The sequence below is a fragment of the Streptomyces sp. NPDC059851 genome (assembly GCF_042732005.1).
Classification (GTDB): Bacteria; Actinomycetota; Actinomycetes; order Streptomycetales; family Streptomycetaceae; genus Streptomyces.
Genome location: NZ_JBHWJJ010000014.1, coordinates 1 through 21027, shown reverse-complemented (window position 1 = coordinate 21027; position 21027 = coordinate 1). Strand labels below are relative to the sequence as shown.

At 71.8% G+C, this 21027-nt stretch carries 19 protein-coding genes; 16 read left to right on the top strand and 3 right to left on the bottom strand.

Going from position 1 to position 21027, the window contains the following annotated elements; genetic code table 11:
• Window positions 1–113: 113 nt before the first annotated feature.
• The gene (locus ACFV7Q_RS07030) at window positions 114–794 is read right to left on the bottom strand and encodes a potassium channel family protein (protein WP_385424582.1); all 681 of its coding nucleotides are present in this window, start codon (window positions 792–794) and stop codon (window positions 114–116) included.
• Window positions 795–861: 67 nt separating this feature from the next.
• Between ACFV7Q_RS07030 and ACFV7Q_RS07025 the strand changes: the two genes are divergently transcribed.
• Complete coding sequence (locus ACFV7Q_RS07025) at window positions 862–1422, top strand: HIT family protein (protein WP_385424580.1); 561 nt, start codon at window positions 862–864, stop codon at window positions 1420–1422.
• 66 nt (window positions 1423–1488) lie between these two features.
• Here ACFV7Q_RS07025 and ACFV7Q_RS07020 read toward each other — a convergent pair whose 3' ends face one another.
• Together ACFV7Q_RS07020 and ACFV7Q_RS07015 are read right to left on the bottom strand one after the other, a co-directional pair.
• Window positions 1489–3153 carry a hypothetical protein gene (locus ACFV7Q_RS07020; RefSeq protein ID WP_385424577.1) on the bottom strand — a complete coding sequence of 555 codons (1665 nt, stop codon included), beginning with the start codon at window positions 3151–3153 and terminating at the stop codon, window positions 1489–1491.
• A gap of 130 nt (window positions 3154–3283) precedes the next feature.
• Window positions 3284–5488: an elongation factor G-like protein EF-G2 gene (locus tag ACFV7Q_RS07015; protein ID WP_385424752.1), complete on the bottom strand. Its 2205-nt coding sequence runs from the start codon at window positions 5486–5488 to the stop codon at window positions 3284–3286.
• A gap of 362 nt (window positions 5489–5850) precedes the next feature.
• Between ACFV7Q_RS07015 and pgsA the strand changes: the two genes are divergently transcribed.
• The 15 genes from pgsA to ACFV7Q_RS06940 all read left to right on the top strand — a co-directional run bounded on the left by pgsA (window position 5851) and on the right by ACFV7Q_RS06940 (window position 20941).
• On the top strand, window positions 5851–6516 hold the full coding sequence (gene pgsA / locus ACFV7Q_RS07010) for a phosphatidylinositol phosphate synthase (protein ID WP_385424575.1): 666 nt from the start codon (window positions 5851–5853) through the stop codon (window positions 6514–6516).
• Window positions 6516–7421 carry a phosphatidylinositol mannoside acyltransferase gene (locus ACFV7Q_RS07005; RefSeq protein ID WP_385424572.1) on the top strand — a complete coding sequence of 302 codons (906 nt, stop codon included), beginning with the start codon at window positions 6516–6518 and terminating at the stop codon, window positions 7419–7421. Before pgsA ends, ACFV7Q_RS07005 begins: the two co-directional genes overlap by 1 nt.
• Window positions 7418–8587: a glycosyltransferase family 4 protein gene (locus ACFV7Q_RS07000; RefSeq protein ID WP_385424569.1), complete on the top strand. Its 1170-nt coding sequence runs from the start codon at window positions 7418–7420 to the stop codon at window positions 8585–8587. The genes ACFV7Q_RS07005 and ACFV7Q_RS07000 overlap by 4 nt, the downstream gene beginning before the upstream one ends.
• A 117-nt stretch (window positions 8588–8704) precedes the next feature.
• Entirely contained in the window at window positions 8705–9244 is a 540-nt protein-coding gene (locus ACFV7Q_RS06995) for a hypothetical protein (RefSeq protein ID WP_385424566.1), read from the top strand.
• A 128-nt stretch (window positions 9245–9372) separates the two neighbouring features.
• The gene (pdxS, locus tag ACFV7Q_RS06990; RefSeq protein WP_385424564.1) at window positions 9373–10284 is read left to right on the top strand and encodes a pyridoxal 5'-phosphate synthase lyase subunit PdxS; all 912 of its coding nucleotides are present in this window, start codon (window positions 9373–9375) and stop codon (window positions 10282–10284) included.
• 13 nt (window positions 10285–10297) lie between these two features.
• Window positions 10298–10891 (top strand): pyridoxal 5'-phosphate synthase glutaminase subunit PdxT, encoded by a 594-nt coding sequence (gene pdxT, locus ACFV7Q_RS06985; protein WP_385424561.1) that lies wholly within the window; start codon window positions 10298–10300, stop codon window positions 10889–10891.
• Window positions 10892–10950: 59 nt separating this feature from the next.
• The gene (locus ACFV7Q_RS06980) at window positions 10951–11703 is read left to right on the top strand and encodes a YebC/PmpR family DNA-binding transcriptional regulator (RefSeq protein WP_385424558.1); all 753 of its coding nucleotides are present in this window, start codon (window positions 10951–10953) and stop codon (window positions 11701–11703) included.
• A 124-nt stretch (window positions 11704–11827) separates the two neighbouring features.
• Entirely contained in the window at window positions 11828–12358 is a 531-nt protein-coding gene (gene ruvC, locus ACFV7Q_RS06975; RefSeq protein WP_385424555.1) for a crossover junction endodeoxyribonuclease RuvC, read from the top strand.
• Entirely contained in the window at window positions 12355–12987 is a 633-nt protein-coding gene (ruvA, locus tag ACFV7Q_RS06970; RefSeq protein ID WP_385424553.1) for a Holliday junction branch migration protein RuvA, read from the top strand. Before ruvC ends, ruvA begins: the two co-directional genes overlap by 4 nt.
• 88 nt (window positions 12988–13075) lie before the next feature.
• Window positions 13076–14134: a Holliday junction branch migration DNA helicase RuvB gene (ruvB, locus tag ACFV7Q_RS06965; RefSeq protein WP_385424550.1), complete on the top strand. Its 1059-nt coding sequence runs from the start codon at window positions 13076–13078 to the stop codon at window positions 14132–14134.
• 166 nt (window positions 14135–14300) lie between these two features.
• Entirely contained in the window at window positions 14301–14741 is a 441-nt protein-coding gene (gene yajC / locus ACFV7Q_RS06960) for a preprotein translocase subunit YajC (RefSeq protein ID WP_385424547.1), read from the top strand.
• A 162-nt stretch (window positions 14742–14903) separates the two neighbouring features.
• Window positions 14904–16688, top strand: a complete 1785-nt coding sequence (gene secD / locus ACFV7Q_RS06955) for a protein translocase subunit SecD (RefSeq protein ID WP_385424545.1) — start codon at window positions 14904–14906, stop codon at window positions 16686–16688.
• 1 nt (window position 16689) lies between these two features.
• The gene (gene secF, locus ACFV7Q_RS06950) at window positions 16690–17751 is read left to right on the top strand and encodes a protein translocase subunit SecF (protein ID WP_385424542.1); all 1062 of its coding nucleotides are present in this window, start codon (window positions 16690–16692) and stop codon (window positions 17749–17751) included.
• Complete coding sequence (locus ACFV7Q_RS06945) at window positions 17748–18299, top strand: adenine phosphoribosyltransferase (RefSeq protein WP_385424539.1); 552 nt, start codon at window positions 17748–17750, stop codon at window positions 18297–18299. Before secF ends, ACFV7Q_RS06945 begins: the two co-directional genes overlap by 4 nt.
• A 203-nt stretch (window positions 18300–18502) precedes the next feature.
• Window positions 18503–20941 (top strand): RelA/SpoT family protein, encoded by a 2439-nt coding sequence (locus ACFV7Q_RS06940; RefSeq protein ID WP_385424536.1) that lies wholly within the window; start codon window positions 18503–18505, stop codon window positions 20939–20941.
• Window positions 20942–21027: the final 86 nt, after the last annotated feature.

The window sequence follows — 21027 nt, the reverse complement described above, 5'->3', positions numbered from 1 at the left end:
GAGCGGGGCTGACCCACCGATGCCTGAGCGGGGCTGACCCACCGATGCTGCAGCGGATCTACGGAACCGCATGCTGCTCCCCGCACCAGTGGGGCCGAAGCCCCCGGGAAGTCTCACTTCCCGGGGGCCTTCCCGTTTTCCGGGGGCCCCTTCTCGTCCTGCTCGAAGACCTGGACGAGCCACGACGAGAACGAGCCCGTCACCGCGCCCAGCAGCGCCAGGCCGAAGGCCATCATGAAGGCGGCGATGGTGCGGCCCATCGTCGTCACCGGGACCACGTCCCCGTACCCGATCGTCGTCAGCGTCGCGCACGTCCACCAGACCGAGTCCCCGAAGGTGACGATGCTCGCCCCCGGGGCGTACCGCTCGTGCTGGTAGACCGCCAGTGCGCCGGCGAAACCGAGCAGCACGGCCGACGTCCCGGCGTACGCGACCACCCGCTGGTACAGCTCCATCCGGGGCCGTTCCCGCCGGCGCTGCAGGGCCATGTAGATCTGCACCAGCCGCAGGGGGCGCAGCAGCGGGAGCACGAGGACCAGGGTGTCGAGCCAGTGCGCGCGCAGGAATCGCAGCGGGCGCAGGCCGCTCAGCAGCATGCGGAACAGGTAGTCCACGGCGAAGCACAGCCAGGTGCCGACGATGACGAGGAGCGCGACGCCCCGCACCCAGTGGTCCGTCGGCGGGGCGAGGACGTAGACGGCGTAGGCGGCGAGGTAGAGCAGCGAGGCGATCAGCAGGGGGATCTCGGTGAGGTCCTCCCAGCGCTGCCTGCGCTCGGCCGTTACTTCGTGCATCGGGCCAGGATCCCCGCCCGCGGGGCGATCTCCGCCCCGACGACACGCCGCGCCACGACAAGGTCATATGCTGCATCACATGACGACTCAGCCGGAGCAGCAGAATGGCGTCGGGACGCAGGACTCGTTCCAGCGGCTGTGGACGCCCCACCGCATGGCCTACATCCAGGGCGAGAACAAGCCCACCGGTCCCGAGGCGGGGGACGGCTGCCCCTTCTGCGGGATCCCGGAGATGTCCGACCGGGACGGGCTGGTCGTCGCCCGCGGCAAGCACGTCTACGCGGTGCTGAACCTCTACCCGTACAACGGCGGCCACCTGATGGTGGTCCCGTACCGCCACGTCGCCGACTACACGGAGCTGGACGCGGCGGAGACGGCCGAGCTGGCCGACCTCACCAAGCGGGCCATGGTCGCGCTGCGCAAGGCCTCCGGGGCGCACGGGTTCAACATCGGCATGAACCAGGGCTCGGCGGCGGGCGCGGGCATCGCCGCGCACCTGCACCAGCACATCGTGCCCCGCTGGGGCGGGGACACGAACTTCATGCCCGTCGTCGGGCACACGAAGGTGCTGCCGCAGCTCCTCGCCGACACCCGGCAGATGCTCGCCGACGCCTGGCCGAACGACTGAGCCGCAGAGCTTCCCGGCGGTCCGGGAGCCGGCTGCTCGCCGCCTCCCGGATCCCCTGCCCCGCCGCTAGGCGTCGTAGACGTCCGCCTTGCGGGGGGACGCGTCCTGGACCAGGCCGCTGACCACCATCGACCGGTTGCCGAAGCGCTCGGTGTCGACGCCGTTCTCGTCCAGGACCCGCATCGCGGCGGTGTGCACGGCGCGCAGGACCGGGGTCGCGGCGCGCAGGGCGTCGTCGGCCATGAACCGGTGGCGCCAGGGCTGGCCCGCCCACACGTGGCGGGCGCCGAAGGGCTCGGGCAGCACCAGCTTGCCGCCGAAGTACTCCAGGAGCGGCGGGTACCAGGTCAGCGGGGCCCGGACGGCGAGCCGGACCACCTCCTGGGCGTCGACCAGGGGCAGCGGGCGCTCCACGGTCTCCCAGAACTTGATCGACTTGGGGACCTCCACGGTCGGCGGCTTGGACTTCGTGCCGAACAGGCCGTGGACAGGGCCGAGGGCGTGGCCGGTGACCTCCACCCGCAGCGTCTTGTACAGCACCGTGACCGTGACCAGCATGGTGATCACGAGCTGGCCGTCCCACAGCGGGTACTGGATGCCCAGGTAGTGCCGGTTGCCGCCGCTGAACTGCTGCTCGTTGCAGATGCGGGTGATCTCGTGCGGCTTGACGAGGAAGGTGTCCACGTCCGCGCCGGACGGGCGGGTCACCTCGGCGGCGCCCTCGCCGACCGGGGCGACGATCCAGTGTTGGACGGACGCGGGCGGGAGCCCGCCGGTGTGCAGGGGGCCGCGCTCCAGCTTGCGCAGCTCGGTGTCCACGGCCCGTATGACGTCCCAGCTGCGGAACGGGTGGATCTCCGTGCCCTCGGTCTTGGGGACCAGCTCCTCGGCCAGCTGCCAGCTGCCCCAGCGGGTGCCCATGCCGAGGATGCCCTTGGGGCCGGCGTAGAAGACCGCGTTGCTGCGGTTCTCGGCGGTGAGCTTGGCCAGGGCGTGGCGCAGGTCCTCGCGGGCCTTCTCGTCGGGGTTGCCGGGCACCGCCTCGGGGATCTTGGCGCCGACGCCGCCGCCCGAGAGCAGGCCGTCCCAGCGGGAACGCAGGTCGGCGGCGGTGGACTCGCAGATCCGGCGGGCGAGGAACCAGCCGAGCGCCGGCATGATGATCATGCCGCGCAGGTAGAGGCCGAGGAAGCCGTCGAACGGCAGCCGGAACATCAGCACGGCCGCGACGACGCCGACGCCGACCAGGACGAGGGTGCTCAGCCAGGAGGCGTACTTCTCGCTGCCCAGCAGGCTCTTGCGGAGCTGGAACAGGCCCAGCCACAGCAGCAGACCCGGCAGGAACAGCACCCCGGCGACCAGCATGATCAGGCGCAGCTTGCGGTCGCGTTCCTTGCGGATGTGGGAGGCGGCCAGGCAGTGCTCCACGACGGTCTGCGGGTCGGCACCGAAGGACTGGATGATCGGCTTGCGGCCGGCCGGGAGGGTACGGGCCTCCACGGCGCGGCAGAAGGCCTCGCCGAGGTTCGGCTCGAAGAGGGAGATTCTCGGGGGTTTGACGGTGGAGGAGTGGTACTCGTTGTTGGCGTCGAGGAGGGCGGTCAGCTTGGTGTCCTTCCCCCCGTCGCGGTAGGCCGCCGAGGCGAGGGCGTTGGTCGCGGCGGTCTGGCCGCCGCCGCCCTGGAGTGGGACCTGCGCCCCGGGCCTGAAGTCGAATCCGTCGTCCGCCACCGCTGCCCCCATCGCTGTGCGTCGTGCTGTCGTGCCGCGCGGATGAGCCTATCGGCGTATCTGCCCCCACGGTCATGGGACAAGGAAATGCCGCCCGAAGCAAGCGGGTTGGACGGGCGGCTCCCTGGCACTACGTCAGAGTGCTTCCCTTCTCCAGCTGTTCGCGCACCTTGTCGGCGACATGTGGGGGCATCGGTTCGTGGCGGGCGTAGGCGCGGGTGAAGCTGCCGGTGCCGTGCGATACGGAGCGCAGGTCGATCGCGTAGCGGCTGATCTCGACCTCGGGGATGTCCACCCGGACCAGGGTGCGCCCCTGCGCGGCCTGCTCGGTGCCGACGACGCGGCCGCGCCGGCCGGCGAGGTCGCTCATGACGGGGCCCACGTAGTCGTCGGGCACGAGGACGGTGAGCTCGGCGACCGGTTCGAGGAGGTGGATGGGGGCGTCGGCGGCGGCCTCGCGCAGGGCGAGTGCGCCGGCGGTCTGGAACGCGGCGTCGGAGGAGTCCACCGAGTGGGCCTTGCCGTCGAGGAGGGTCACCCGGATGTCGACGAGGGGATAGCCGGCGGCCACGCCGCGGGCGGCCTGACTGCGGACGCCCTTTTCGACGGAGGGGATGAACTGCCGGGGGACGGCGCCGCCGACGACCTTGTCGACGAACTCGATGCCGCTGCCCGGCGGGAGCGGCTCGACCTCGATCTCGCAGATGGCGAACTGGCCGTGGCCGCCGGACTGCTTGACGTGCCGGCCCCGGCCCGCGGCCTTCGCGCCGAAGGTCTCGCGCAGGCTGACCTTGTGGGGGACCGGGTCGACCTGGACGCCGTAGCGGGTGCGCAGGCGTTCGAGGGCGACGTCCTGGTGGGCCTCGCCCAGGCACCACAGGACGAGCTGGTGGGTGTCCGGGTTCTGCTCCAGCCGCATGGTCGGGTCCTCGGCGACGAGGCGGGCGAGGCCCTGGGAGAGCTTGTCCTCGTCGGCCTTGCTGTGGGCCCGGATGGCGACGGGGAGCAGCGGGTCGGGCATCTGCCACGGCTCCATGAGCAGGGGCCGGTCCTTGGCGGAGAGGGTGTCGCCGGTTTCGGCGCGGCCCAGCTTGGCCACGCAGGCCAGGTCGCCGGCGATGACCTGGGTGAGGGGGCGCTGCTGTTTTCCGAAGGGGGAGGTGAGGCTGCCGATGCGTTCGTCGACGTCGTGGTCCTCGTGGCCGCGGTCGGTGAGGCCGTGCCCGCTGACGTGGACGGTCTGCTCGGGGCGGAGGGTGCCGGAGAAGACCCGTACGAGGGAGATGCGGCCCACGTACGGGTCGGATGAGGTTTTGACGACCTCGGCGACGAGGGGGCCGTCGGGGTCGCAGGTGGCGGCCGGGCGTTCGGCGCCGTCGGGGGTGGTGACGGGGACGGGGGCGGTTTCGAGGGGGGTGGGGAAGCCGCCGGTGATCAGTTCCAGGAGTTCGACGGTGCCGAGGCCCTGGCGGGCGCCGTCCGCTGCGGGCGCGGCCATGAGGACCGGGTGGAAGGTCCCGCGGGCGACGGCGCGCTCCAGGTCGTCGACGAGGGTCTTGAGGTCGATGTCCTCGCCGCCGAGGTAGCGGTCCATGAGGGTCTCGTCCTCGCTCTCGGCGATGATGCCCTCGATGAGGCGGGAGCGGGCTCCCGTGATCTGGTCGAGCTCCTCGGGCGTGGGGTCGCGTTCGACGCGGGCGCCGCTGCCGTACTCGTACACGCGCTGGGACAGCAGGCCGAGGAGGCCGGTGACGGGCGCGTGCCCGTCGGGTCCGGCGGGGCCGTAGAGGGGCAGGTAGAGGGGAATGACGGCGTCCGGGTCGTCGGCGCCGAAGGCCTCTCCGCAGACCGCGGCCATCTGGGCGTAGTCGGCGCGGGCCGCCTCCAGATGGGTGACCACGATGGCGCGGGGCATGCCGACGGCCTGGCACTCCTCCCAGAGCATGCGGGTGGCGCCGTCGATGCCGTCCGAGGAGGAGACGACGAAGAGGGCCGCGTCCGCGGCGCGCAGACCGGCCCTGAGCTCGCCGACGAAGTCGGCGTATCCGGGGGTGTCCAGGATGTTGACCTTGATTCCGCCCCATTCGACGGGGACGAGGGAGAGCTGTACGGAACGCTGCTGGCGGTGCTCGATCTCGTCGTGGTCGGAGACGGTGGCGCCGTCCTCGACCCGGCCCGCCCTGGTCACGGCTCCGGCGGTGAGGGCGAGGGCCTCGACGAGCGTGGTCTTGCCGGCCCCGCTGTGGCCGACCAGCACGACGTTCCGTACGGACGAGGGCCGGTCGGCCGTCGGTGCCCTGCCGGCGGCTCCGGCTTGGTGTGATGTGGCTCCCATGATGCTCGTGCCTCCCGGGGTGACGGTGAGGAGGTGATCGGCGTCCTCCGAGCTTTGCACCGGCGTCACTCTGCGTCCATATGTAATACGCGCCGCCGTCCGGCGCATGACGGGGCGCGGCCGGTCCGGTTCCCGGCGGGTTCCGGCGGTGGCCGGGCGGGCCCGGCGGGTTCCGGCGGTGGCCGGGCGGGCCCGGCGGGTTCCGGCGGTGGCCGGGCGGGCCCGGGGGGCTCCGGCGGCGGCCGCCCGATTGCCCGGCATGAACCGGTGGGTGCGCGGGTATGCCGCCCCGGGCCGCTGGCTACGATGGGCCAGCCGGTGGCCGATGGGGCCGTACGGCCCAGCGACCCTCCGGGAAGGCCATGCTGAACAAGTACGCGCGTGCGTTCTTCACGCGTGTTCTCACGCCATTCGCCGCGTTCCTCCTCCGGCGGGGGGTGAGCCCGGACGCCGTCACGCTCGTCGGCACGGCCGGTGTGGTGGCCGGAGCGCTGGTCTTCTTCCCCCGGGGCGAGTTCTTCTGGGGCACGATCACCATCACGCTCTTCGTGTTCTCCGACCTGGTGGACGGGAACATGGCCCGCCAGGCCGGGACCTCCAGCCGCTGGGGCGCCTTCCTCGATTCCACGCTCGACCGGGTGGCCGACGCGGCGATCTTCGGCGGCCTCGCGCTCTGGTACGCGGGCTTCGGCGACGACAACGTGCTGTGCGCCGTGTCGATCTTCTGCCTGGCCAGCGGCCAGGTCGTCTCGTACACCAAGGCCCGCGGCGAATCCATCGGCCTGCCCGTGGCCGTGAACGGGCTCGTCGAGCGCGCCGAGCGGCTGGTGATCTCACTGGTCGCGGCCGGGCTGTCGGGGCTCCAGACCTTCGGCGCCCCCCCGTGGCTCGGCGTGCTGCTGCCGGTCGCGCTGTGGGTGGTGGCGGTCGGCTCGCTCGTCACCCTGATCCAGCGCGTGGTCACCGTACGCCGGGAGGCGGCCGAGGCCGACGCGTCGGCCGCCGCTCCCGGGCCGGGTGCCGCCTGATGGGCGCCGCACAGGACCGCCTGGTCGACGGGCTCTACGGGCTCGGCTGGGCCGGCGTGAAGAAGCTGCCCGAGCCGGCGGCGGTGGCCCTGGGCCGCCGGATCGCCGACATCGCCTGGCGGCGCCGCGGCAAGGGCGTGCTGCGGCTGGAATCGAACCTCGCCCGGGTCGTGCCGGACGCCGGGCCCGAGCGGCTCCGGGAGCTGTCGCAGGCGGGCATGCGCTCGTACATGCGGTACTGGATGGAGTCCTTCCGGCTGCCGGCGATGGACCCGGCCCGGTTCGGCACCGACGTGTCCATCCAGGACGACCACCTCCTCAAGGAGGCCGTCGCCTCCGGCCGCGGGGTCATCGCCGCCCTGCCCCACCTGGCCAACTGGGACCTTGCCGGCGCCTGGGTCACCGGGCACCTGGGCATCCCGTTCACCACCGTCGCCGAACGCCTGAAGCCCGAGTCGCTCTACGACCGCTTCGTCGCCTACCGCGAGGGCCTCGGCATGGAGGTCCTCCCGCACAGCGGCGGCGCCGCCTTCGGCACCCTGGCCCGCCGGCTCCGCGCCGGCGGCCTGATCTGCCTCGTCGCCGACCGGGACCTGTCCGCGTCCGGGGTAGAGGTGGAGTTCTTCGGGGCGACCGCCCGGATGCCGGCCGGCCCGGCCCTGCTGGCGCAGCAGACCGGCGCCGCCCTGCTGCCCGTCACCCTGTACTACGGGGACACGCCCAAGCTGCACGGCCGGATCCACCCCGAGGTGGAGGTCCCCGCCACCGGGACCCGGACCGAGAAGACCGCCGCCATGACCCAGGCCGTGGCCGACGCCTTCGCGCAGGGCATCGCCGACCACCCGGAGGACTGGCACATGCTCCAGCGGCTTTGGCTGGACGACCTGGAGGAGCGCTCCGCGTGAAGATCGGCATCGTCTGCCCGTACTCGTGGGACGTGCCTGGCGGCGTCCAGTTCCACATCCGCGACCTCGCCGAGCACCTGATCCGCCTCGGCCACGAGGTGTCGGTCCTGGCCCCGGCGGACGACGAGACCCCGCTCCCGTCGTACGTCGTCGGGGCCGGGCGGGCCGTGCCCGTCCCCTACAACGGGTCGGTGGCCCGGCTGAACTTCGGGTTCCTGTCGGCGGCACGGGTGCGGCGGTGGCTGCACGAGGGCGTCTTCGACGTGATCCACATCCACGAGCCGGCCTCGCCCTCGCTGGGGCTGCTCGCCTGCTGGGCCGCGCAGGGGCCCATCGTGGCCACCTTCCACACCTCCAACCCGCGGTCGCGGGCCATGATCGCGGCGTACCCGATCCTCCAGCCGGCGCTGGAGAAGATCAGCGCGCGGATCGCGGTGAGCGAGTACGCCCGGCGCACCCTCGTCGAGCACCTGGGCGGGGACGCCGTGGTGATCCCGAACGGGGTCGACGTGGACTTCTTCGCCTCCGCCGAGCCGAAGGCCGAATGGGCCGGGCGGACCCTGGGGTTCATCGGCCGCATCGACGAGCCGCGCAAGGGCCTGCCGGTGCTGATGGAGGCGTTCCCGCGGATCGTCGAGGAGTGCCCCGACGTACGGCTGCTGGTCGCGGGCCGCGGGGACGAGGAGGAGGCCGTGGCCTCCCTGCCCGCGGAGCTCCGCCCGCGCGTGGAGTTCCTCGGCATGGTCTCGGACGAGGACAAGGCGAGGCTGCTGCGCAGCGTGGACGTGTACGTCGCGCCCAACACCGGCGGCGAGAGCTTCGGCATCATCCTCGTCGAGGCCCTGTCGGCCGGGGCCGCCGTACTCGCCTCCGACCTGGACGCGTTCGCCCAGGTCCTGGACCAGGGCGCGGCGGGGGAGCTGTTCGCGAACGAGGACGCCGACGCCCTCGCCGCGGCCGCGGTCAAGCTGCTGCGGGACCCCGGGCGGCGGGCGGGGCTCAGCGCGCGCGGCTCCGCCCACGTGCGCCGCTTCGACTGGTCGACCGTCGGGGCCGACATCCTGGCCGTCTACGAGACCGTGACCGACGGCGCTTCGGCCGTGGGCGCCGACGAGCGCGTCCCCCTGCGGACCCGCCTGGGTCTCACCCGCGACCCGTCGGTCTGATCCCCACCCCGGCCTGCCGGCCTTCCCGCCGCCGTTCCTGCGGCCGGGCCCGTTCCGGCCCTGGAGCCCGGGGCCGGGGCCGGGCACCGGCCCGGGCGGGCGGTAGAGTCGCGGGCCGTGATCGAAACCCTTGTCTGGACCGCCCTGGTCCTCGCCGTCATCGGGGTCTACCTCAGCTGGACCGCCGGACGGCTGGACCGGCTCCACACGCGGATGGACGCCGCCCGCGCCGCCCTGGACGCGCAACTCGTCCGCCGCGCCTCGGTGGTGCTGGAGGTGGCCACCTCCGGTGCACTCGACCCGGCCTCCTCGATCGTGCTGTACGAGGCCGCGCACGCCGCCCGCCAGGCCGACGAGGAGCACCGCGAGGTCGCCGAGAGCGAGCTCAGCCAGGCGCTGCGCGCGGTGTTCGCCGACGCCGACCAGGTGGAGGAGCTCAAGGCCGCCCCGGGCGGCGAGGCCGCCGCCGAGGAGCTCGCCGCGGCCGTGCGCCGGGTGCCGATGGCCCGCCGCTTCCACAACGACGCCGTACGGGCGGCCCGGGCGCTGCGCAGGCACCGCAAGGTCCGCTGGTTCCGGCTGGCCGGGCACGCCCCGTTCCCCCTCGCCTTCGAAATGGACGACGAGCCCCCGGCCGACCTGGCGGACCGGCCGTAGTTGTACCCATTGGCCAAGTCGAAAGGGGCCACCGGCTCCTCATTGGCCCTTGCGGTGGACTGGTCGGGGACGGTTTCCTCGGCGGAGCACCACCGCAGCACCGTCTTCCTTTCGAGTGAGGTTCACCCGTGAGCACGCTTTCCTCCACCCCGCAGGCCCCCGAGACCGGCACCGCGCGCGTCAAGCGCGGCATGGCCGAGCAGCTCAAGGGCGGCGTGATCATGGACGTCGTCAACGCCGAGCAGGCGAAGATCGCCGAGGACGCCGGCGCCGTTGCCGTCATGGCCCTGGAGCGGGTCCCCGCGGACATCCGCAAGGACGGCGGCGTGGCCCGCATGTCGGACCCGAACATGATCGAGGAGATCATCGACGCGGTCTCCATCCCGGTCATGGCCAAGTCCCGCATCGGCCACTTCGTCGAGGCCCAGGTGCTGCAGTCCCTCGGCGTCGACTACATCGACGAGTCCGAGGTCCTGACCCCGGCCGACGAGGTCAACCACTCCGACAAGTGGGCGTTCACGACCCCCTTCGTCTGCGGCGCCACCAACCTGGGCGAGGCCCTGCGCCGCATCGCCGAGGGCGCGGCCATGATCCGCTCGAAGGGCGAGGCCGGCACCGGCAACGTCGTCGAGGCCGTCCGCCACCTGCGCCAGATCAAGAACGAGATCGCCAAGCTGCGCGGCTTCGACAACAACGAGCTGTACGCCGCCGCCAAGGAGCTGCGCGCCCCGTACGAGCTCGTCAAGGAGGTCGCCGAGCTCGGCAAGCTCCCGGTCGTGCTGTTCTCCGCCGGTGGTGTCGCCACCCCGGCCGACGCCGCGCTGATGCGCCAGCTCGGCGCCGAGGGCGTCTTCGTCGGCTCCGGCATCTTCAAGTCGGGCGACCCGGCCAAGCGCGCCGCCGCCATCGTGAAGGCCACCACCTTCTACGACGACCCGAAGATCATCGCGGACGCGTCCCGCAACCTGGGCGAGGCCATGGTCGGCATCAACTGCGACACCCTGCCCGAGGCCGAGCGCTACGCCAACCGCGGCTGGTAAGGCACCCCCGAAGATGAACAACCCCCCCGTCATCGGCGTCCTGGCCCTCCAGGGCGACGTCCGGGAGCACCTGATCGCCCTGGCCGCGGCGGACGCCGTGGCCAGGCCGGTCCGGCGCCCCGAAGAGCTCGCCGAGGTCGACGCCCTGGTGATCCCCGGCGGCGAGTCCACGACCATGTCGAAGCTCGCCGTCCTGTTCGGCATGCTGGAGCCGCTGCGCGAGCGCGTGCGGGCCGGCATGCCCGTGTACGGCACCTGCGCCGGCATGATCATGCTCGCCGACAAGCTGCTCGACGGCCGCGAGGACCAGGAGACGCTCGGCGGCATCGACATGATCGTCCGCCGCAACGCGTTCGGCCGCCAGAACGAATCCTTCGAGGCGGCGATCGACTTCACCGGCATCGAGGGCGGCCCGGTCGAGGGCGTCTTCATCCGCGCCCCGTGGGTGGAGTCGGTCGGCGCGCAGGCCGAGGTCCTCGCCACGTACGACGGACACACGGTCGCCGTCCGGCAGGGCAACGTCCTGGCGACGTCCTTCCACCCGGAGCTGACCGGCGACGACCGGGTCCACGCCTACTTCGTCGACATGGTGCGCACGGGGTCGTAATCGGGTCCCGGTAGGATCAGAGGCGAACACCATGTTGGTTACGCGAAGGAGACAGGCGGATGTCCGGCCACTCTAAATGGGCTACGACGAAGCACAAGAAGGCCGTGATCGATGCCAAGCGCGGCAAGCTCTTCGCGAAGCTGATCAAGAACATCGAGGTCGCGGCCCGCATGGGCGGTCCCGACATCGACGGCAACCCGACGCTCTTCGACGCCGTGCAGAAGGCGAAGAAGCAGTCGGTCCCGAACAAGAACATCGACTCCGCGGTCAAGCGCGGCGGCGGCCTGGAGGCCGGCGGCGCCGACTACGAGACGATCATGTACGAGGGTTACGGTCCCAACGGCGTCGCCGTGCTCATCGAGTGCCTCACCGACAACCGCAACCGTGCCGCGTCCGACGTGCGCGTCGCCATGACCCGCAACGGCGGCTCCATGGCCGACCCGGGCTCGGTCTCGTACCTGTTCAACCGCAAGGGCGTCATCATCCTGCCCAAGGGCGAGCTGTCCGAGGACGACGTCCTCGGCGCCGTGCTGGAGGCGGGGGCCGAAGAGGTCAACGACAACGGCGACACGTTCGAGGTCATCAGTGAGGCCACCGACCTGGTGGCGGTTCGTACCGCGCTCCAGGAAGCCGGCATCGACTACGACTCGGCCGACTCCAGCTTCGTCCCGACCATGCAGGTCGAACTGGACGAGGAGGGCGCGCGCAAGATCTTCAAGCTGATCGACGCGCTGGAGGACAGCGACGACGTCCAGAACGTCTTCGCCAACTTCGACGTCTCGGACGAGGTCATGGAGAAGGTCGACGCCTGACCGGCGTCCACCGCCCACAGCAGGTCAAGACGGGCCGACGGGGAACACACCCCGTCGGCCCGCTGCGTTGTCGGTGCCACCCGATAGCCTGCACGGACAGGCGATCCAAGGAGGGGCGGGTGCAGTGCGCGTACTCGGCGTGGACCCGGGGCTGACACGCTGCGGAGTCGGAGTGGTGGAGGGCGTCGCCGGGCGCGCCCTGACCATGCTCGGCGTCGGTGTCGTCCGTACCCCGGTCGAGGCGGAGCTCGGCGACCGGCTCGTCGCCGTCGAGCGGGGCATCGAGCAGTGGCTGGACGAGCACCGCCCGGAAGTCGTCGCCGTCGAGCGCGTCTTCAGCCAGCACAACGTCAGCACGGTCATGGGCACCGCCCAGGCCAGCGCTGTCGCCATGCTGTGCGCCGCCCGCCGCGGCATACCCGTCGCCCTGCACACCCCCAGCGAGGTCAAGGCGGCCGTCACCGGCTCCGGCCGGGCCGAAAAGGCCCAGGTCGGTGCGATGGTCACCCGGCTGCTGCGGCTCTCCGCCCCGCCCAGGCCCGCCGACGCCGCGGACGCCCTCGCCCTCGCCATCTGCCACATCTGGCGCGCCCCCGCCCAGAACCGCCTTCAGCAGGCGGTCGCCCTGCACACCCCGAAAGGCCGTACCCGATGATCGCCTTCGTCAGCGGCCCGGTCGCCGCGCTCAGCCCCACCCTGGCCGTCGTCGAGGTCGGGGGAGTGGGCATGGCCGTGCAGTGCACCCCGACCACCATCGCGGGCCTGCGCGTGGGGGAGACCGCCCGGCTCGCCACCTCCCTGGTCGTCCGCGAGGACTCGCTCACCCTGTACGGGTTCGCCGACGACGACGAGCGGCAGGTCTTCGAACTGCTCCAGACCGCCAGCGGCGTCGGGCCGCGCCTCGCCCAGGCCATGCTCGGCGTGCACAGCCCGGACGCGCTCCGCCGGGCCGTGGAATCCGGCGACGAGAAGGCCCTCACCGCGGTGCCCGGCATCGGCAAGAAGGGCGCCCAGAAGCTCCTGCTGGAGCTCAAGGGCAAGCTGGGCGCCCCCCACGGCACCGGAGCCCTGGTCGGGGCCCAGCGCGCGGCCGCCTCCGGCCCCGCCCCCTGGACCGAGCAGCTCTCCGCCGCCCTCATCGGGCTGGGCTACGCCTCCCGCGAGGCGGAGGAGGCCGTCGCGGCCGTCACCCCGCAGGCCGAGGCCGCCCTCGCCGAGGGAGGCTCGGCTCCGGTGCCGCAGCTGCTGCGCGCCGCCCTCCAGACCCTCAACCGCGCCCGCTGACCGGCCCGCGCCCACCGCAGCCGCTGCCACCGGCGCCCCGCCGCCCGGCAGCCGATGACCGTACGAACCGAGAAGGCAGACTGACACCGTGAACTGGGACGACGAGAGCGAGCGCATTGTCGCGCCGGCCGCGGACGGCGAGGACACCGCCGTCGAGGCGGCCCTGCGCCCCAAGGACCTCGACGAGTTCGTCGGCCAGGAGAAGGTCCGCCAGCAGCTGGACCTGGTCCTCAAGGCCGCCAAACAGCGCGGCGCCACCGCCGACCACGTCCTGCTCTCCGGCGCCCCCGGCCTCGGCAAGACCACCCTTTCGATGATCATCGCCGCGGAGATGGGGGCGCCCATCCGGATCACCTCCGGCCCCGCCATCCAGCACGCCGGCGACCTCGCCGCGATCCTCTCCTCCCTCCAGGAGGGCGAGGTCCTCTTCCTCGACGAGATCCACCGCATGTCCCGGCCCGCCGAGGAGATGCTGTACATGGCCATGGAGGACTTCCGCGTCGACGTGATCGTCGGCAAGGGCCCCGGCGCCACCGCGATCCCGCTGGAGCTCCCTCCGTTCACCCTCGTCGGCGCGACCACCCGGGCCGGTCTGCTGCCGCCCCCGCTGCGCGACCGCTTCGGCTTCACCGGCCACATGGAGTTCTACGCCCCCGAGGAACTGGAACGCGTCATCCAGCGCTCCGCCCGCCTCCTCGACGTCGAGATCGACACCGGCGGCGCCGCCGAGATCGCCGGTCGCTCCCGCGGCACCCCCCGCATCGCCAACCGCCTGCTGCGCCGCGTACGCGACTACGCCCAGGTCCGCGCCGACGGGGTGATCACCCGCGAGGTGGCCGCCACCGCCCTCCAGGTCTACGAGGTGGACGCGCGGGGCCTCGACCGCCTCGACCGGGCCGTGCTGGAAGCCCTGCTCAAGCTGTTCGGCGGCGGCCCCGTCGGGCTCTCCACCCTCGCCGTCGCCGTCGGCGAGGAGCGCGAGACCGTGGAGGAGGTCGCCGAGCCGTTCCTCGTCCGCGGAGGACTGCTCGCCCGCACCCCCCGGGGGCGGGTCGCCACCCCCGCAGCATGGGCTCACCTGGGGCTTGTCCCGCCGCAGCAGGGCGGCGCGGGATCGGGCGGCCAGCAGGGCCTGTTCGGGGTGTGACGGCGCGGAGGTTCGCCCGGCCGGGAACTACGGTGCCATGCTGGGCGTTGTTCCATCGGTGCGGACTCGCCTAGACTCCGCCGATGCCGACCCTTCGGGTCGGCGTGCCCACCCCCGTAGAACAAAGGCCGTCTTCCCCGGCGGTCGTGCGAAGGATCTCCGTCCCGTGAATCTCGTGACACTCCTCCCGTTCATCGTGCTCATCGGGGCGATGTTCCTGATGACCCGCTCCGCGAAGAAGAAGCAGCAGCAGGCCGCGCAGATGCGCGACCAGATGACGCCCGGCACCGGTATCCGCACCATCGGCGGCATGTACGCCACGGTCAAGGAGATCGGTGAGGACACCGTCACCCTGGAGGTGGCACCCGGCGTCCACGCGATCTACGCGAAGATGGCGGTCGCCGCCGTGCTGGAGGACGCGGAGTACAACCGCATCGTGCACGGCGCCGAGAACCCGGCCGACCACGACACGCCCGTCGTCCCCGACGACATCTCCTCCCTGACCAAGGACGAGACCGAGCCGAAGCTCGACCTGGGCAAGAAGGACGCCCCCGAGGGCGAACAGCCGAAGGACGGCAAGTCCGACGGCGAGGCCGGCGCGAAGTAACACGCGCCCCGCCCGGGGACCGCGACGGCGCCCGACCGGCGGCCTCGCGGTCCCCGCCAGTGATACTTCTGCGGGGGGCAGGGGTCCCCACCACACATTTCGTGGCCGTCCGCGCGCTGACCGAAGCGCCGCCCGGACGGTTGGACAGGGAGATACGACAAGGTGGCAGCACCGAAGAAGGGCCGACGGCCCACGGGGGCTCAGGGGAGGCCGGGCCGCGCCCTGGCCATCATCCTGATCGCGATGGTGGCGCTCACCGCGGGGATGTTCCTCTCGAAGCAGACGACCCCCCGCCTGGGCATCGACCTCGCGGGCGGCACGACCATCACCCTCAAGGCGAAGAGCGAGCCGGGCAAGCCGGACGCGGTCAACGAGACCAACATGAACACGGCGGTCGGCATCATCGACCGCCGCGTCAACGGTCTCGGCGTCTCGGAGGCCGAGGTCCAGACCCAGGGCCGCGACCACATCATCGTGAACATCCCCAAGGGGGTGAACGAGCAGCAGGCCCGCGAGCAGGTCGGCACCACCGCCCAGCTCTACTTCCGCCCGGTCCTGGCGTTCGCCGACGGTGCCCCGGCCGCCCCCGCGGCCACGCCGAGCCCGTCCGCGAGCCCGTCCGCGAGCACCTCCGGTACCCCCAAGGCAGAGGGCAGCGCCAAGCCCGGCGCGTCGGCCACCCCGTCGTCCAGCGCCACTTCCCAGGGCCGCGCGGTCAGTGAGGCCCTCAAGGCCCCCGCCGCCACGGCCTCTCCCTCGCCCTCGGCGAGCGAGTCGAAGAAGGCAGACGACAACAAGGCCGCCCCGTCCCCCGTCCCGACCCCGTCGGGCGTGGACGCGGCCGCAGCCGACCTCCAGGCCAGGTTCGCCGCCCTGGACTGCACCGACGAGCAGCAGCGCGCCGCCGCCGGCAAGGGTGTCAAGCCCGAGGAGCCGACGCTCGCCTGCGGCCAGCGCGGCACCGCCATGGGCAAGTGGATCCTCGGTCCGGCCGGTGTCGCCGGTACGGACGTGAAGGAAGCCAAGGGCGTCATCGACCCGCAGCGCGGTCAGTGGATCGTCACGATGCAGTTCACCGACAAGGGCGCCGACAAGTTCGCCAAGATCACCGGTGAGCTGGCCACCAAGCAGGCCCCGCAGAACCAGTTCGCGATCGTCCTCGACGGCAAGGTCATCTCCGACCCCTCCGTCAGCCAGGCGCTGACCGGCGGCAACGCCGAGATCTCCGGCGGCTTCACCCAGCAGTCCGCCCAGGACCTGGGCAACATGCTCTCGTACGGCGCCCTGCCGCTCTCCTTCAGCGAGGACAGCGTCACCACCGTCACCGCCGCGCTCGGCGGGGAGCAGCTCAAGGCCGGCCTGATCGCGGGCGCCATCGGCCTCGCGCTCGTCGTGATCTACCTGCTCGTGTACTACCGGGGCCTGTCGTTCATCGCGATCCTCAGCCTCCTGGTCTCGGCGATCCTCACCTACACGCTCATGTCGCTGCTCGGCAAGGGCATCGGCTTCGCCCTGAACCTGCCCGCCGTGTGCGGTGCCATCGTCGCGATCGGCATCACCGCGGACTCGTTCATCGTGTACTTCGAGCGCATCCGGGACGAGATCCGCGAGGGCCGCACCCTGCGCCCCGCCGTCGAGCGGGCCTGGCCGCGCGCCCGGCGCACCATCCTGGTCTCCGACTTCGTGTCGTTCCTGGCCGCCGCGGTGCTGTTCGTCGTCACGGTCGGCAAGGTGCAGGGCTTCGCCTTCACCCTCGGCCTGACCACCCTGCTCGACGTGGTCGTGGTGTTCCTCTTCACCAAGCCGCTCATGACGCTGATGGCCCGTACGAAGTTCTTCTCCAGCGGTCACCCGTGGTCCGGCCTCGACCCGAAGCGCCTGGGCGCCCGCCCGCCGCTGCGGAGCTCCCGCCGCACCCCCGCCCCCGTCGAAGCAAAGGAGGCGTGAGATGTCGAAGCTCGGAGATCTCGGCGCCAAGCTGTACCGCGGCGAGGTCGGCTACGACTTCGTCGGCAAGCGCTTCATCTGGTACGGCGTCTCGATCCTGATCACCATCACGGCGATCGTCGGCCTGGCCGTCCAGGGCCTCAACATGGGCATCGAGTTCAAGGGCGGTGCCGTCTTCACCACCGGCAAGACGACCGTCTCGGACGTCAAGGCGCGGGAGATCGCCAAGGAGGCCTCCGGCCACGCGGCGATCGTCCAGAAGCTCGGCAACGGCACCCTGCGCATCCAGATCGCCAGCCTGGACACCGACTCCGCCAACGACGTCAAGAAGGAGCTGGCGACCGGTCTGAAGATGCCGGCGGAGGAGATCAACGCCGACCTGGTCGGTCCCAGCTGGGGCGAGCAGATCGCGAACAAGGCCTGGACCGGCCTCGGCGTCTTCATGGTCCTCGTGGTCATCTACCTCGCCATCGCCTTCGAATGGCGCATGGCCGTCGCCGCGCTGATCGCCCTGATCCACGACCTCACCATCACCGTCGGCGTGTACGCGCTCGTCGGCTTCGAGGTCACCCCGGGCACCGTGATCGGTCTGCTGACGATCCTCGGCTACTCCCTCTACGACACCGTCGTCGTCTTCGACGGCCTGAAGGAGGGCTCGAAGGACATCACGAAGCAGACCCGCTACACCTTCGGCGAGATCGCCAACCGCAGCATCAACGGCACCCTGGTCCGCTCGATCAACACCACGGTCGTGGCGCTCCTCCCGGTGGCCGGCCTGCTGTTCATCGGCGGCGGCTTCCTGGGCGCCGGCATGCTGAACGACATCTCGCTGTCGCTGTTCGTAGGCCTCGCGGCCGGTGCGTACTCCTCGATCTTCATCGCGACCCCGCTGGTCGTGGACCTCAAGGAGCGCGAGCCGGCGATGAAGGCCCTGCGCAAGCGGGTCCTCGCCAAGCGGGCCGCGGCGGCCGCCAAGGGCGAGTCGCCGGACGACGAGGCGTACGGCGCCGAGGACGCGCCGCAGATCGTGGCGCAGGGCCGGGCTGCGGGGCGCCGGCGATGACCGCGCTGCCCCCCGAGGTCCGCGAGCTGCTCCTCAGCCGCATCAAGGACGTGCCGGACTACCCGAAGCCGGGCGTGATGTTCAAGGACATCACCCCCCTGCTGGCGGACCCGGCGGCCTTCGCCGCGCTGACGGACACCCTTGCCGGGCTGGCCGCCAGCTACGGGGCGACGAAGATCGTCGGCCTTGAGGCGCGCGGGTTCATCCTCGCCGCCCCCGTGGCCGTCCAGGCGGGCATAGGCTTCGTACCGGTGCGCAAGGCCGGCAAGCTGCCCGGGGCGACCCTCGCCCAGGCGTACGAGCTGGAGTACGGCACCGCCGAGATCGAGGTCCACGCCGAGGACCTCCGGGCCGGCGACCGGGTCATGGTCATCGACGACGTCCTGGCCACCGGCGGCACCGCCCACGCCTCGCTGTCGCTGATCCGCCGGGCCGGCGCCGAGGTCGCGGGTGTCGCGGTCCTCATGGAGCTGTCGTTCCTGCCGGGACGGGAGCGGTTGGCCGAAGCCCTTGAGGGCGCACCGCTGGACGCCCTCATCATCGTCTGACGACCGAACGGCGCATCGCGGCGAAGGAGCGGCGGGCTCCGGGGATCCTCCCCGGACCCGCCGCTCCGGCACATCCCGGCCGGGCGGCCCCGGGCGGGGGGAACAGGCAGGCGGAACCCTCGCTACCATGGGATATCCGGACCTGACCGGGGCTCCGGATCCTCCCCCGGACTCCGTCCGGGGGGACCCCCTGAGGAGCGCTCTTGCCAGACGAGGTCCAGCCACTCTCCGCCGCGCAGCCCGACCCCCAGGCCGACAAGGCCGCGGCGCCCCCCGCCGCGCCCCCACCGGCCCCGCTCGCCAAGCCCGCGCCCGCGAGGCCCGCGCCGACGAAGCCCGCGGGGTCCTCCAACCGTGTGCGCGCCCGGCTCGCCCGCCTCGGAGTCCAGCGTTCCAACCCGTACAACCCGGTACTGGAACCCCTGCTGCGCATAGTTCGCAGCAACGACCCGAAGATCGAGACGGCCACGCTCCGCCAGATCGAGCAGGCCTACCAGGTCGCCGAACGCTGGCACCGCGGCCAGAAGCGCAAGAGCGGCGACCCGTACATCACCCACCCGCTCGCGGTGACCACCATCCTCGCCGAACTCGGCATGGACCCGGCCACCCTCATGGCCGGCCTGCTCCACGACACCGTCGAGGACACCGACTACGGGCTGGAGGACCTGCGCCGCGACTTCGGCGACGCCGTGGCCCTCCTCGTGGACGGCGTCACCAAGCTCGACCGGGTCAAGTTCGGCGAGGCCGCCCAGGCCGAGACCGTCCGCAAGATGGTCGTCGCCATGGCCAAGGACCCGCGCGTCCTCGTGATCAAGCTCGCGGACCGCCTGCACAACATGCGCACCATGCGCTACCTCAAGCGGGAGAAGCAGGAGAAGAAGGCCCGCGAGACCCTGGAGATCTACGCCCCGCTGGCCCACCGGCTGGGCATGAACACCATCAAGTGGGAGCTGGAGGACCTCTCCTTCGCGATCCTCTACCCCAAGATGTACGACGAGATCGTCCGCCTGGTCGCCGAGCGCGCGCCGAAGCGGGACGAGTACCTCGCCATCGTCACCGACGAGGTGCAGACCGACCTCAGAGCCGCCCGCATCAAGGCCACCGTCACCGGCCGGCCCAAGCACTACTACAGCGTCTACCAGAAGATGATCGTCCGGGGACGCGACTTCGCGGAGATCTACGACCTGGTCGGCATCCGCGTCCTCGTCGACACGGTCCGCGACTGCTACGCGGCACTGGGCACCGTCCACGCCCGCTGGAACCCGGTTCCGGGGCGGTTCAAGGACTACATCGCGATGCCCAAGTTCAACATGTACCAGTCGCTCCACACGACGGTCATCGGGCCCAACGGCAAGCCGGTCGAGCTGCAGATCCGCACCTTCGACATGCACCGTCGCGCCGAGTACGGCATCGCCGCGCACTGGAAGTACAAGCAGCAGACCGTCGCCGGTGCCTCCAAGATCCGCACCGACGTGCCGCAGGCCGCCAAGGGCAGCGCCGGCCAGGACACCGTCAACGACATGGCCTGGCTGCGCCAGCTCCTGGACTGGCAGAAGGAGACCGAGGACCCCGGCGAGTTCCTCGACTCGCTGCGCTTCGACCTCTCCCGCAACGAGGTGTTCGTCTTCACCCCCAAGGGCGACGTCATCGCCCTGCCGGCCGGCGCCACCCCGGTGGACTTCGCGTACGCGGTCCACACCGAGGTCGGCCACCGCACCATAGGCGCCCGCGTCAACGGCCGCCTCGTCCCGCTCGAATCCACCCTCGACAACGGCGACCTCGTCGAGGTCTTCACCTCCAAGGCCGAGGGCGCCGGCCCCTCCCGGGACTGGCTCGGCTTCGTCAAGTCCCCGCGGGCCCGCAACAAGATCCGCGCCTGGTTCTCCAAGGAGCGCCGCGACGAGGCCATCGAGCACGGCAAGGACGCCATCGCGCGGGCCATGCGCAAGCAGAACCTGCCGATCCAGCGGATCCTCACCGGCGACTCCCTCGTCACCCTCGCCCACGAGATGCGCTACCCCGACATCTCCTCGCTGTACGCGGCGATCGGCGAGGGCCACGTGGCCGCGCAGGGCGTCGTCCAGAAGCTGGTCCAGGCCCTCGGCGGCGAGGAGGCCGCCAACGAGGACATCGAGGAGAGCGTCCCGCCGTCCCGCGCCCGCACCAAGCGGCGCGGCAGCGCCGACCCGGGTGTCGTCGTCAAGGGCGTCGACGACGTCTGGGTCAAGCTGGCCCGCTGCTGCACCCCGGTGCCCGGCGACCCGATCATCGGGTTCGTCACCCGCGGCAGTGGCGTATCGGTTCACCGTGCGGACTGCGTCAACGTGGACTCCCTCTCCCAGCAGCCCGAGCGGATCCTAGAGGTCGAGTGGGCGCCCACCCAGTCGTCGGTCTTCCTGGTCGCCATCCAGGTCGAGGCACTGGACCGCTCCCGCCTCCTCTCGGACGTCACCCGGGTCCTGTCGGACCAGCACGTCAACATCCTCTCGGCCGCGGTCCAGACCTCCCGCGACCGGGTGGCCACCTCCCGGTTCACCTTCGAGATGGGCGACCCGAAGCACCTCGGCCACGTCCTGAAGGCCGTACGGGGCGTCGAGGGCGTCTACGACGTCTACCGCGTCACCTCCGCCCGCAGGCCGTAGCAGCCGGGCCAGCCGCGCCAGTCGGCCGGCCCGGCACCGGACGCACGAGGGCCCCGGTACGCGAGCGCGTACCGGGGCCCTCGTAC